This is a genomic window from Allobosea sp. Root381 (assembly GCF_001429395.1).
Taxonomy (GTDB): domain Bacteria; phylum Pseudomonadota; class Alphaproteobacteria; order Rhizobiales; family Beijerinckiaceae; genus Allobosea.
In genome coordinates this window covers 1-13,662 of record NZ_LMJT01000017.1, presented here as the reverse complement: position 1 = coordinate 13,662, position 13,662 = coordinate 1, and the positions used below count along the sequence as shown (strand labels likewise).

The 13,662-nt window shown below is 64.7% G+C and carries 8 protein-coding genes and 2 pseudogenes; 5 read left to right on the top strand and 5 right to left on the bottom strand.

Annotation, left to right across the window (positions count from 1 at the left end; all coding sequences use genetic code 11):
* The gene (locus ASE63_RS15440) at window positions 1–1,350 is read left to right on the top strand and encodes an HlyD family type I secretion periplasmic adaptor subunit (protein WP_056802794.1); all 1,350 of its coding nucleotides are present in this window, start codon (window positions 1–3) and stop codon (window positions 1,348–1,350) included.
* Between the two features lie 386 nt (window positions 1,351–1,736).
* On the opposite strand, the gene ASE63_RS15435 is transcribed toward ASE63_RS15440, so the two are convergent.
* The 3 genes from ASE63_RS15435 to ASE63_RS15425 form a co-directional block, all read right to left on the bottom strand.
* Window positions 1,737–2,744, bottom strand: coding sequence for a DUF1254 domain-containing protein (locus ASE63_RS15435; RefSeq protein WP_156410397.1), 1,008 nt, complete (start codon window positions 2,742–2,744; stop codon window positions 1,737–1,739).
* Window positions 2,745–2,818: 74 nt separating this feature from the next.
* On the bottom strand, window positions 2,819–3,652 hold the full coding sequence (locus ASE63_RS15430) for a phosphatase PAP2 family protein (RefSeq protein ID WP_056802791.1): 834 nt from the start codon (window positions 3,650–3,652) through the stop codon (window positions 2,819–2,821).
* Between the two features lie 40 nt (window positions 3,653–3,692).
* Window positions 3,693–4,475 carry a hypothetical protein gene (locus ASE63_RS15425; protein WP_156410391.1) on the bottom strand — a complete coding sequence of 261 codons (783 nt, stop codon included), beginning with the start codon at window positions 4,473–4,475 and terminating at the stop codon, window positions 3,693–3,695.
* A 74-nt stretch (window positions 4,476–4,549) separates the two neighbouring features.
* Between ASE63_RS15425 and ASE63_RS27315 the strand changes: the two genes are divergently transcribed.
* The gene (locus tag ASE63_RS27315) at window positions 4,550–4,849 is read left to right on the top strand and encodes a hypothetical protein (RefSeq protein WP_156410390.1); all 300 of its coding nucleotides are present in this window, start codon (window positions 4,550–4,552) and stop codon (window positions 4,847–4,849) included.
* A gap of 76 nt (window positions 4,850–4,925) precedes the next feature.
* Here the strand turns inward: ASE63_RS27315 and ASE63_RS15420 are convergent, their stop codons facing one another.
* Window positions 4,926–5,744 carry a hypothetical protein gene (locus tag ASE63_RS15420; protein WP_056802785.1) on the bottom strand — a complete coding sequence of 273 codons (819 nt, stop codon included), beginning with the start codon at window positions 5,742–5,744 and terminating at the stop codon, window positions 4,926–4,928.
* Window positions 5,745–6,358: 614 nt separating this feature from the next.
* Here ASE63_RS15420 and ASE63_RS15415 point away from each other — a divergent pair.
* A complete protein-coding gene (locus ASE63_RS15415; protein ID WP_082609979.1) occupies window positions 6,359–7,360 on the top strand; it encodes an AraC family transcriptional regulator in 1,002 nt (333 codons plus the stop codon).
* 238 nt (window positions 7,361–7,598) lie between these two features.
* On the opposite strand, the gene ASE63_RS15410 is transcribed toward ASE63_RS15415, so the two are convergent.
* On the bottom strand, window positions 7,599–8,504 hold the full coding sequence (locus ASE63_RS15410) for a LysR substrate-binding domain-containing protein (protein WP_056802783.1): 906 nt from the start codon (window positions 8,502–8,504) through the stop codon (window positions 7,599–7,601).
* A 123-nt stretch (window positions 8,505–8,627) separates the two neighbouring features.
* Here ASE63_RS15410 and ASE63_RS28820 point away from each other — a divergent pair.
* A pseudogene (locus ASE63_RS28820) lies at window positions 8,628–13,274 on the top strand (metallophosphoesterase); the annotation flags it as partial.
* A gap of 3 nt (window positions 13,275–13,277) precedes the next feature.
* Window positions 13,278–13,662, top strand: a pseudogene (locus ASE63_RS28440) (calcium-binding protein); the annotation flags it as partial.

The window sequence follows — 13,662 nt, the reverse complement described above, 5'->3', positions numbered from 1 at the left end:
ATGAATGCGCTGAACTTCGATCGTCATGTGATCGAGAAGGCCCGCTCGCTGCCGGCGGGGCAAGGCCGGACCTCCTTTTCACTGCGCGGCCATGTCGTGGCGGGCCTGGTTCTAGGCGCCGGGCTGGTGCTCGGCTTCGGCGGCTGGGCCGCGACCGCGCGGCTCGCCGGCGCCGTGCTCGGCCAGGGAACCGTCAAGGTCGACCAGAACCTCAAGGAGATCCAGCATCGCGACGGCGGCATCGTGAAGGCGATCGAGATCCGCCAGGGCGATGCGGTCGAGGAGGGCCAGATCCTGCTCAGCCTGGACGATGTGCAGATCCGCACCGAGCTCTCGATCATCCGCTCCCAGCTTGCCGAGAACCTCGGCAAGCGCGCCCGCCTGACCGCCGAGCGCGACGGCCTCGATGCGATGGACGAGCCCGCGGGACTCGCCGAACTCTCGGACGGCGCCGGCCAGATCCTGGCGGGCGAGCACCGTCTCTTCGCCGGCAACAAGCAGAACCGCGACAGCCGCAAGGAGCTGCTTGAAATCACCATCGTCCAGTCGGGCGAGGAGGTGAAGGGGCTGGAGGCCCGCAGGGCCGCCAAGAACGAGGAGCTGCGCCTCGTCGAACTGGAGCGCAACAAATATCTCGGCCTCTTCGCGAAGGGCTTCATCGACGGGGTGAAGGTCTTCAACATCAACCGCGAATGGGCCCGCCTGCTCGGCGAACGCGGCGAGATCGACACCATGATCGCCAGGTCCAAGCTTCGCATCAACGAGACACGGCTTCAGATCATGGCGGTCGACGAGACCGCCCGGACCGAGGCGCAGCGCGAGCTGACCGCGGTGGCTGCGAAGATCTCCGAACTCTCCGATCGCCGCGTCGCGTCGGAGGACCGTCTTTCGCGGACGGAAATCCGCTCGCCGGTTTCAGGCATCATCAACGAGCTGAACGTCTTCACCGTGGGGGGCGTCATCACGCCGGCCGCCAAGGTCGCGACCATCGTGCCGCGCTCGGCCAGGTTGATCGTCGAGGTCCGGATCGCGCCGTCGGACATCGACCAGGTCCGCACCGGCCAGCCCGCACGCCTTCGCTTCGCTGCCTTCAACCGCAACACGACGCCGGAGCTGCCCGGCCTTGTCCGCCACGTCTCTCCCGCCACCAGCCGTGACCCGCAGAGCGGTGCGACCTATTACACCGCCGAGGTCGAGCTCACGGCGGAGGGGCAGACGGGTCTCGTCGGCAAGACGCTCGTCCCGGGCATGCCCGTCGAGGTGCTGATCACGACCGAGGACCGCACGGCGCTGTCCTATCTGGTCAAGCCGGTAGCCGACCACGCCAGCCGCGTCTTCCGGGAACGATGACAGCACGCCATCCCATTGAGGCGTCTTCAGCAAGCGGGCGTATCATCGACCGCCTGAACCGGGACTTTTCACATCCGGGGCGTCACCGTGAACACTCGCAGGTGCAAGTGGCATTGCCTTTCGCCCGGCTTCGATCCCGCTGCTGACCGGGCGATGGCGTGAGCGCCGCGGTTGTCGCCAGCAGGAACACTTTAGCCAAAGCCACCGCCATGGCCATGCACGGTAACGATCCCGACATGGGCCGGGAAGCAGATCCGAGCCGACTGACCTGCAGCGGCCCCGGAACGGCGGGCGTCCGCCGTTCCGGTTACACCATTCGACCAACGGAAAGCCTGGGCGGGACGTTACCGCTGCTTGCCGGACCGAACGGACGAGGCTGATGCCTTCTACAATACAGGCTGCGCCTCCGGCATCTTCCACGTGCCGTTCAGGATCGTTGCTTGAGGGCGGTAGAGCCGAAATGTATAATTCCATCCCTGCGTAATCGGCAGGCAATTGGCGATCTTGCCGTCGCAGCCGCCGAACTGAATGTCGATCGCGCCGTCGGTGCTCGTCTTGCCGGTGATGCTGTTGACCGAATAGGCGTCGTAATCGTTCTTCTGGAAGAAGCCCTTGTCGTTATAGACGCTGATCGACCAGAACGCGTCGACAGGGACATCCTTGACCTTGAGCTTGTAGACCGTCTTGCCATCATTCCCGGTCGGGGTGGACGAGAGGTAGGATGCGTCCTTGTCGGGGTTGCCGCCCCAGCCGGCTGCCGTGCCGAGCAGGTGCTTGACCGGATCGACCTTGCCCTTCGGGCCGAAAGCATCGGTGAAACTGCCGGTCGCCGCAGCAAGGGCTTCGAGCGCGTCGCGGATCTTCTTCTGTTGCGCCAGATCCCATTTCGGGGCCTCGAACTTGCCCGCCGACTTCTGCTCCACCTTCAGCGCATCCTGCAGGGCGTGAACCTGCGCGAGGTCCTTGGCGTCGTTGGGATCGACGAGGATCCGGACCGCGACGAACACATAACGGGTGCCGACCTTGTCCTTGGTGAGCGTCGTGCGGCCCGGCTTGTAGACCACCATCGGGGTGTAATGGTCCTGGCTGATGACCTGCATCGAGATGAAGCGCTTGCCGGCATCGGGAAGCGTGATGGTCACCGGGCCTGCGTCGAGATCGAAGAGCGCCTGGGAATAGAGCGTATCCCGGTTCATCCGAACCACAGGCTGGTTGTCGATCGGCGTCGGCGTCCGGTTATGGGCGAACTTGCCGAAGCCACCGGCATCCGCCGTTTTGCCCATGTAGAAGTCGGTCTCGGCGCGCTTGAAGTTGTCGACATTGACCGGAACGGACTGTGAGGACGCCACGCAGGGCGCGAGAACCAGGAAACCCAGGCTGTAGACCAGCGTCATTCGCATTGAACGGTACCTCATTGGCGTCTTTGATCGATTTGTCTGGAAGTGGTGCGCAGCGCGCCCCGGCTCGGTCACTGCCCCGATAGGGCTGCGGCCTCCGCGGCGCATGCGGGGGCCGGGAGCACCTGCTTCGCCTTGGCGGCCTTCACCTCCGATTTCGCGGCCTCGAGGTCGGCGAGGAAGGTCGCATCGGTCTGCAGCCGTGCGACCGTCGCCGCACCCATGATCCGCCCCGCATCGACGTCGCTCTGCCAATGCGCGTTGCAGACCACGCGGCTCTGGCCGAATTCGAGGCCGCGCCTGAGCAGCGCGTCCGAGCGCTCGGGGTTGATCTGCGCGAAGATGAGAGCCCAGCCCCAGCCGGCCGCCGTGTGGCCGGACGGGTAGGAGCCGTCGCTCCGCAGAATGGCCTCCTGATCGGTGCGGCAGGTCGCTTCCTCATGCGTCACGAAGGGGCGGACCCGGTTGTACTTGTTCTTCACGCCATAGGTGGAGAGGCCGACATCCGACAGCATCTTCTGCATCATCGCGTAGAGGCGCGGGGTCTGCTCGCCGTCGATCTTCACGCCCATCGCACAGGAAAAGTTGTCGGCTGCCTGCGGAAAGGCGAGGTCTGCGTCCGTGCGGGCGAGCTTCCAGCGCTCGCCGTTTCGCAAGGGGATCGTCGCCCGGCGCGCTTCCTCGTCCCGGGCCAGCGCGGCGGAGCCCTTCTCCGGCGGCGGGCCGAGCAGAACCAGGCTGTTCGGCAGGTCGGATCGCTGGAGATAACCCGGCGCGATCTTGAAATGCGGGTCGGTGACCTTGGGCTGCGCTTCGCCCGATTGCCCCAAGGCCTGCCCGCAGATCGCAAGCAGCGCAAGCGCGGAAACGCCTGCGGTCCGAAGCGCATTCGCAGTCATGGACATTCCCATTCCTTTCGATATCGCCGAGTTCGCGGATTGGCGGTCAGAACCGGTATGTTGCCGCAATCGCGGGGCCGTGCTGCGTCACATCATACGAGAAACCGCTGTTGCGATAATCGACATGGAGCGCCCGGTAACCTGCCTTCAGTGTCAGCTTCTCGCTCCAGGCGTAGTTGACGCTGCCCAGCGCCTGCCAGGTCAGGTGCGAGCCGACACCGAAGCCGCCGACATCGCCTGCCACCGTCAAGCTCCATGGTCCGCCGAGCTTTACTCCGAGGCGAGCGCCGATGATGGGATCGGCCCATATCTCGGATTCGCGGTGATCGATACGAAGATTGGCGAGGCCGGGCAGGACCTCCAGCTTGTTGTTGAGGTTCCAGAACCGGATGCCGCCCCCCAGATCCACCGATACGGTCGTGTCTTCATAAGCCCGGTAGAAGACGGAGCCCTGAACGGTCGTGGTCTGCGAGCGCAGCTTCAGCGCCGAAAAGAACGGGCCGGGCAGTTTGCCGCCGGTCGTTACTTGCGAGAACTGCCCGTCGATCAGGAAGCTCCAGCGGTCGATGCGCATCTCGGCAGATGCCATCAGCGCGCCGTTCAGTTCCTTGAGCACGTCGCGGAACCGCAAGCTGATGTCGGCGGCGGGCAGCGGCGGGAATGTCGCGCTCCGTCCATCGATCGCGGTCGCCCAGATATAGCTCGTGACGGAGAAGCTCGGCGCCGCCGCAACCACGGGGGCCGTCGGCCCGACGGGCTGCTGTAGATCGGAAGCCCAGGCCGGCATATGCAACGATGCCGAAATCAACCCTATCGCGAGACGGCGCACTATTTCTCCTTGGCATTTCTCTGGTGTCGGCATGGTCCCGATGGCGCGGGCGCACGCACATGCGAAGCGCCTACATGACCGAGCTTTCGCGAGGCTGGTCACCAGCGGGCGCAGACGCTTCCAACCGCCGATTGTTTTCCGATCGGCGGTTGGACTCTGTTCAGATCATTTCGGCCATCGGCAGGTCGCCAGTCTTGCCATTTCGCGCCAATCGAGAGCGGTCATTCTCCCACCGTTTCGGTGGTGATTCCGGCGAAAGCCTGTACGGCGTGATCCAATTGGTGAAAGCCCCTTGGTCCCTGCCAGTTCCTGCGGTCTTCGAGCTGACGCCGAAACGGCGGTCCGGGCCGGATGCCGATGGATCGGCCAGCTGAGGGAGCCCGCGGCGCCGCAGCGCGCATATCAGGGCCACCGCGACGCGCCCGAATGCGCTGGATCGCCGAATTTTCCCTATGTGGGAAACAGGAAGGTCAACCCCAGGCGGGGACCCCAGCCGTTCGGTCCATTCTTGGGTGCGGCCGCCCAATAGCGTATGCCCGCGGTCAGACTCACCGGCTGCCTGCCGAAGGTCACGAGTTTCGAAACCTGGAGATTGATCGGCACCGACCATTGTTCGGCCTCCCAGTCGTAAGTGCTCTCGGTATTGAGCGTGAACGTCCAGGCGTCGGATGTCCTGTAGGAGATGAAGGGCTGCAAGTAGGTTGCGCTGATGTCGGACCTGTCTCCTTTCCCCGCAACCGACCAGATGTGGTTTGCAAGCGCCCCGACCGTCCATGGCCCTTCCTGCTTCAGGACGACGGCAGTCAGACCCATCCCGAACTTGCCGCCGCCGAGCAATTCGTCGCTTGCGGTCGGAAGAAGGAAGACGGGGCCGGCTCCCCAGATGATGCCGGCGGCGGTCGGCTGCGTCGGGGAAACAAAAAAGCTTTGCGTGACGTCGCCAAGACCGGACTGGTTGCCGGAGCGGCCTGCGATGTCATGCTGCCAGACGACAGGGACGATGGTGCGGGAGATGACGTTCCAGTCCTCGTTCAATGAGAACGGGATGACAGGTTGGATGTCGAGTATTTTCCGGTCGCCCCGGTTCGGTCCGAAGCCCCGGTCATAGTTGAATTGAAAGGGCACGCTGATCAGCGATGACACCGGATTGCTGAGCTTTTTCGCCAGATCGGCATTCGCTTCCTGTGCCTGCGCACCGCCCAGGCCAATGCCTTGAGCAACCAAGGCCAAGGCCGAGAGCGCAGCCCGTTGGTCGAATCGCGATAGCATTCAAAAACTCCTTGGTAGGCAATCTCAGAGAGCCATCTGCGGATGGCCCGGCAATTCAATCGAAGGACGGTCGCCCGCAGACTGGGGCTTTGCGCAGTTTGCGATGACGCTCACTGGCCATGTGATGGCTGGAAGACAGGCAAGCGCCCACTCTGCGAACAGGAAGGGGAACGCCGAGCCGGTAGAGCTGGGAGAGCAGCGAGGATTCGGCGTGTGTCTCGACGCCCCCGGCGATCACGGTGCAGCCGCAGGCCGGACGCCCGGGCTGGTCTACGCGATGTTACCGACATCAAATCGATAACGAGCCGGCGCACGGTTTCTCCTTGAATTTCCCCGCCGTCGAGACCGGCTCGACGCCATGAGAGCCACCGCACGGGCGGCGCCCTCATGGCTGAATTTCCGTCAATGGATCGTTTTGAATAGTGGATACTCCACAGGGCTGGTCACTTTCGGCTTAGCCGGCAGGCTCTATCTGGAGTATTTGCTGTATAAACGGGTTGCCAGTCTTGCCATTTTGCGCCACCCGCAAGCGGGTTATTCTCTGTTTCTCCGGCGCGTTCCACGCGAAATCGCGGCCAAAGGACGTATCGACCCTGTGACAACGGCGTGATTTGATGGCTGACATCCCTTTGACGCGTGGCCAGTTCCTGTTGCCTTTCGTCAGCATCCTCGACGATATCGGCGCTCCGACGGATATGCTCCTGGAGAAGTCCCGGCTGCCCTCGTCGCTGGCCGAGAAGAGCGAGCTCTATCTGCCGCTCCTGCCGGCGCTGCGCTTCGTCGAGACCGCTCAGAAGAGCCAGGGCATCGAGGATTTCGGCTTTCTCGCCGCCCAGCGCCTGCATTTCTCCCATATGAGGGAAAGGACACGGGCCCTGATCGCGCATTCGCCGACGCTGCTCGTCGCGCTCCGGCATGCCTGCCAAGAGGCGTCGCGGGAGGACACCATTCTGAGCATGTGGATCGAACATGACGCGGATCATGTGCGGGTCTGCAGCAGGCTTGCCGTGACGAGCGGGCGCCTGCACCTGAAATACGCGCAATGGATCCAGAATATCTTCTCGGTCTACATCGTCCGCCAGTTCGCGGGGCCCGACTGGATGCCCACGGCAATCGCCTTCGAATCGTCTTATGCGCCGAGCCCGGCGACGCGGTCCTCCTGGCCGAATGTGCGGTTTCTGTCGGATCAGCATGCCGCCTGGGTCAGCGTGCCGATCTCGCTCCTCAGCCTACCCAACCGTTCGACCGCGTCGTTTGCGCCGCCGCGGGACCATGAGGCCGGCCCTTCCGCCTACGACATCGTCGAACTGCTCAAGCTCATGCTGCCGGCCTATCTCGACGAGCGAACAACGGCACTTGCCGACGTCGCCGAGATCGCGGGCGTCAGCACGCGCACGCTCCAACGCAAGCTCGCCCATGTCGGCCTGTCCTATTCGGACATCCTCGATACGGTCCGCTACGAGCATGCGAGCCGGCTGCTGCAAGACACCGATTGCAGGATCATCGATGTTGCCTTCTCCTCCGGCTACACCGATCCGGCACATTTCAGCCGCGCTTTCCGACGGATCTCAGGCGTGACGCCGCGTCAGTTTCGTGAGCAATCACGCCTTGGCTAAGCGTGCTTCGCTTCGCGCCGCCAATAGCGAAGTCATATCCGAGGCCTATCTTGCCAATCGCCTCGACGAGTCCATGGGTCCAGCGACCCGCAAACTCGCCGATGGGCTCATCCGACCGGGCGCGAACTGCTCATGATGACGAAGCGGCGCGCTGGGACCGACGACCATGTCCGCATGCAACGGATCCGCCGCCGCCGCGAGATCTGGCTTGATTGTCCCTCGTCACATCACGATCGATTCAACAGCGAAGACGGTGCTCATTGGCGCTGGTTCGTCTATCGCAGACCTTGCTGGCCGCTTCGAGGAACGCCTTGATCAACGGAGTTCGGACGAGCTCCCGTGAACAGGCGACATACTCGTCAAAGAACGGCGCGGGCGGTTCGATCGGAACGAGGACGCAACGTCGGTCCTCGCCGGCTTCGGATCGAAGCACCGGCGCGATGCCGAAGCCGCAGGCCACGGCCTCCTTGGTCGCCTCGCGGGATTCGATGTCCAGGAAGCGCGGCATCGCAAGATCGGCCGCGACCAGGGCGTTGAGGAAGGCGCTGCGTGTCACCGAGCCGGGCTCGCGAATGATGATGGTCTCGCCGACCAGCTCTGCGCGCGAGACGCATTCGCGTTCGGCAAAGGGGTGGTCGCGGTGGACGAGGACGGCGATTTCGTCGCGTCGCAGCAGCTGGATGTGAAGCTTGCTGTCCCCCGGCTTGAGGTCGGCCATGATGCCGATGTCAATGTCATAGCGCGACATCGCCTCGAAGATCGCGGCCGAGTTGCCGACGCGTAGCGAGAATGTCACCTCCGGATAGCGCAGGCGCAGCTCCTGCAGCACCGGCAGGACGTGATAGGGGCCGACCGCGCCGATCCGCAGATGGCCCTTGCTGAGGTTCTGGTGGCCGACGAGGAGCTCGCGTGCCTCCTCCTGCGCGGCGTAGAGCCGCTCCGTCACCGCCTTGAGATGGATGCCGAAATCGGTGAGCTCGATCGTGCGGCCGACGCGCCGGAACAGCTGAACGCCGTAGCCCTCCTCCAGGATCTTGATCTGCGAGGACACCGTCGGCTGGCTGATGCCGAGACGCGCCGCCGCACGCGTGATGCTGCCTTCCGTCGCGGCGACGTGGAAGCAACGCAGCTGCGCGTCGTTCACGAGCCGGTTCCCGGCATGGTTACCGACCTATGAAACCCATTGGCCGTTTCTATTGGATTGCGCGGCCCGCCCTCTCCAAAGCTCCGGGCATCACCCGACTGTGTTGTGCGGAGAGGATCGACCATGGCCCACTTGAACCCCATCAACGACATGCTGCTGCGCATCGGTGCCGACGCAACCAAGCAGGTCGATCTCAAAGCGGCCTTTGGCGACAGCTATACGACGTTCTCGGTCGCGAGCAGCGACGGCACCGCCGTGTCGGCCGCAATCGTGGACGGCGTCCTCACGGTGAGCGCGCTCGGCCTCGGCTATGCCGATCTCGTCGTCACGGCGACAGCGGGCGACGGCAGCACGGTCAGCGACAATGTCCGCGTCAATGCGGCGGGTACAAACGCCTTCACCATCGCGGCGCTGCCGGACACGCAGAACTACACCTCGAACGCCGCCAAGAGCCACATCTTCGGCGAGATGACGCAGTGGCTCGCGAACAATGCCGATAGCCTGAACCTCGACTTCGTGGTCGGTCTCGGCGACGTCACCGATCACAACAACGCCGCGCAATGGGCGATCGCCGAAGCGGCGATCCGCAAGCTCGACGGCAAGATCGCCTATTCGATCCTGCCCGGGAACCACGACCAGGCCGCAGGCGGCTCGGCCGCGGATCATTCGACCACTTTCCTCGACAACCTGTTCTCGCCCGAGAAGCAGGCCGCGACCAATCCCGGCACCTTTCGCGGCGTCTACGATGCCGAACCCGAGCGCTCGGCCAACAGCTATCACAGCTTCACCGCGCCGGACGGCACGAAGTGGCTGGTGCTGAGCCTGGAATTCGCGCCGCGCGACGACGTGATGCGCTGGGCGGGCGACGTCATCGAAGCCAATCTCGACCATCGCGTCATCATCGCCTCCCACACGCTGACGACCTATGCCGGCCGTAGCGACGCCATGGCCTCGACCATCGGCGCCGCGCCGGTCACCGGCTATGGCGTCGCCAATTCGGCTGAAGGCGCCAATGACGGCGAGGCGGTCTATCGCGAACTGACCAGCAAATATCCGAACGTCGTCATGACGCTGTCGGGTCATGTGCTCGGTGATTCCGCCGAGACCAACATCAGCTACTCCCAATTCGGCAACAGCGTCGTCGAGATGCTGGCGGACTACCAGAGCGGGTCCGCCAACGAGATCGTCACCGGCGGCGGCGAGGGCGCGATCCGGCTCATCACCATCGATCCGGACAATGGCCGCATCTTCACCTCGACCTATTTTGCCGAGCGCGACGAGTACCTCACCGGCTATCGCGGCAAGGAGGAACTCGATCGCGATGGCCTGACCGGGCCGTATCGCGATCATCAGCAGGAGATCACCGGGCTCGATCTCGGCACCCCTGAGCTCTACGCCCAGGCCAAGGCGGGCGGCGACGTCTTCGCGGCGGCCCCGGCCGGTGCCGATCGCATGCAGGTGTCGCTTGACGGCAGCAGCACCCTCAATCCCGCTCTCGCGCAGTCCTATGAGTGGCGCGATGCCGATGGCCGGGTGGTCGCGACCGGCCCGACCGCGACGCTCGATCTCGCGGCCGGCAAGCATGATTTCACCCTCGTCGTCACCGACCGCAGCGGCAAGGTCTCGATCGACGAGGTGCGGGTGGTGGTGTCCGACGCCGATACCCTGCTTGTCGACAATTTCAACGACGGCAATGCCGATGGCTGGAGCAAGCCGCCGGTTCCCCGCGGGCCCGACCTCTCGGAGCAGATCGCCTTCGACACGCCTGAGCAGTTCGGCCTGCCGGCCCTGCCGGGCGGCACCGGCAGCGTGATGTCCTTCCCGGCCACCGCGCCGACGACCGAAGGCTTCCTGATCCGGCCGGATTTCGGCTCCTCCGCGCCGATCAAGAGCTATACGCTGGCCATGGACGTGCTGGTCCCGGTCGAGAACCGCGGCAAGTGGTTCGCTTTCCTCCAGACCGACCCGGCGCAATCCTCCAGCAACGACGCCGATTTCCTGATCAACATGTCCGGCGGCATCGGCATCAACGGCGACTACAAGGGCACGTTTCATTACGGCGCCTGGCAGCGTGTCGTGTTGACGGTCACCGATCTCGGCAACGGCAATGCCACGCTTGCCAAATATCTCGATGGCGTGCTGCTCGGCACGCAGTCGATGCCGACCGCGCGCTTCCAGATCGATCCCGAGAAGGGCTTCCTGATCTTCTCCGACAATGCCCCCAACGGCTCGAACCTGCAGACCCAGTCCGGCTACGTCAGCAGCGTCATGTTCGCCGACAAGCCGCTGACCGCGGCCGAGGTCAGCGCTCTCGGGAAGGCAGACGCCGACGGCATCCTGCCGGTGGCTCCGGCCGGCGGCCATGCCGTCCAGTTCGATTTCGACCCGGCCGATCCCTTGGCGCCCAGCCATGGCGACGGCAGCTTCTCCGTGGTCGAGCCCGAGAGCATCTTCGAGGAGACGCATTTCGGCACGCCCGAGGACCTCGGCGCGATCCCGCTGCCCGGCGGCGACGACGAGATCATGGCCTTCCCGGCGACGCGTCCGGATGAGGGCTATCTGGTCAAGCCCGGCTTCGCACCGGCTGATGGCGGCCCGATCCGCAGCTACACCATCATCTGGGACGTGTTCGCGCCGAAGGCGACCAATCACTGGATGGCCCTGCTCCAGACCGACCCGACCAATCTCAGCGATGCCGACTTCCTGGTGAACATGGCCGGCGGCATCGGCATCAATGGCAGCTACACCGGCAAGTTCGCGGTCGATCAGTGGCAGCGCATCGCGCTGACGGTTTCCGACAACGGCGACGGCACGGTGACGCTGAGCAAGTACCTGCAGGGCGTGCTCGTCGGCACGCAGTCGATGCCGACCGCGCGCTACCAGATCGATCCGGAGAAGGGCTTCCTGATCTTCTCGGACGAGGGCCACTTCCAGTGGAACATGGAGACGCTGCCCGGCTTCGTGAACAGCGTCTTCTTCACCGACAAGGTGATGAGCACGGCCGAGATCACCGCGCTCGGCGGCGCCAAGGCCGGCGGCATCATGCAGGAAGCCCAGGTCGATCCCGCCCATGCCGTGCAGTTCGATTTCGACGACGGCAGCCTCGCGCCGAGCTTCGGCGGTGGTTCGCTGACGCTCTGGGACCAGAACCTGGCCGAGAGCCTGGACGGCTGGAGCGTGAAGGGCTCGATCCATGCGCCCGACGCACCCGCCTCCGGCGAGGGCGCGCTGCATGACCGTAGCGACGCCGCGGGCAAGCTCCTGGTCTGGAACGCCGAGGACGCGAAGGGCTGGAGCGACTACAGCTACGAGGTCACGCTGAAATCGACCGACAACGACGATATCGGCGTGGTCTTCTACTATCAGGATGCGCAGAACCACTATCGCTTCGTCATGGACAACGAGGGCCTCTCGCGCAGCCTCGTGCGGGTCAAGGACGGCGTCGAGACCGTGCTGGCGCAGACGGCGGCCGGCTATCGCTTCAACGATGCGCTCGATCTGCGCGTGATCGTCTCTGGTGGCCGGATCGACATCCTGCTCGAGGGCAAAAGCGTCTTCGGCGGGCCGGTGACGGATACCGATCCGCTCTCGGGCGGAACCGTCGGCGTCTATTCGAGCGGCCAGAAGAGCTCGATCTTCGACGATGTCGTGGTCAACCGCCTCGATCTGACGGCCCATGGCGAGGGTGATATGCGTGCCGTCGCCTCGCAAGGCGAGGATTTCGCCCTGGTCAATCTCTCGGCGAAGTCCTCCTTCGGGCCCGATTCGATCGTTACCTATCGCTGGCTCGTCGATGGCACCGTGGTGGCCGAGACCGCGGAAGCCACTGTGGCGCTGCCCATCGGCACCAGGCAGGTTCTGCTTGAGGTCGTCGACGCAGCCGGCAAGGTCGCGACCGATCTCGTCGCGGTCGATGTCGTCGGCCATGATGCCGTGCTGATGCAGGATCGCTTCCAGGACGGTGCGCTCGACAGCGTCTGGTCGATCCTCGACGAGGGCACCATCGGCGGGCCTTCGAACTGGGTGGTCGAGAACGGCAGGCTTGTCCAGAAGTCAAACATCTACAGCGAGCAGCTCACCGCTGGCGGTCCCAACAACGCCGACATCTGGCAGAAGGGTTGGAGCCCGCTCGGGGATGGCAATTACATCCTGCGCAAAGGTACCATCGCCGTGTACGATACGGAAGGCGCCTATGACTGGAAGGATTACTCGATCGAGCTTTCCTTCCGCACCCCGGACGACGATGGGCTCGGACTCGTCTTTCATTATCAGGACCCGAACAACTATTATAAGCTCGAACTCAACCACCAGCATCAGGTCTGGACCCTGCTGCGCCTGCAGGACGGCATCGAGGAGGTGCTCGGCCAAGCCTGGCACAAATATGCGGTCGGCAAGGATACCGCGCTGCGCCTCGACATCGTCGACAACCGCATCTCGGCCTATGTCGATGGCGAGGCGCTTTTCCCTTATGCGATCGAGGATCGCGGGCTGACCAAGGGCACCTTCGGCCTCTATTCCTGGGGCAGCGAGGGCGTCTCCTTCGACGATGTCACGGTGGTGTCGCTGGCCGACGCCCCTGTGCCGGGCGGCCCTACCCTGGGCACGCCCGGTGATGACGAAATCGCCGGCACGGCCGGCGACGACGTGATCCTCGCCGGCGATGGCGACGATTTCGTGCTGGCGGGGGCCGGCAACGACATTGTCGAGGGCGGCGACGGCGACGACGAGCTCCACGGCGAGGCCGGCGACGACCTGCTCGAGGGCGGTGCCNTCGTGCTGGCGGGGGCCGGCAACGACATTGTCGAGGGCGGCGACGGCGACGACGAGCTCCACGGCGAGGCCGGCGACGACCTGCTCGAGGGCGGTGCCGGTGACGACGCGCTGTTCGGTGGCGCGGGCGACGACGTGCTCAAGGGCGGCGTCGGCGACGACCTGCTCGATGGCGGCGACGGCATCGATACGGCCGATTATTCCGACGACACGGCCGGCGTCACCGTCGACCTGTCGGCCGGCACGGCCTCGGGCGACGAGGCCGGCGGCGACGAGCTCATCTCGATCGAGAACGTCATCGGCGGCGCCGGCAACGACATCCTGATCGGCGATGACGGCGACAACCGCCTGGTCGGCGGCGCCGGCGACGACGTGATCCGGGCCGGCG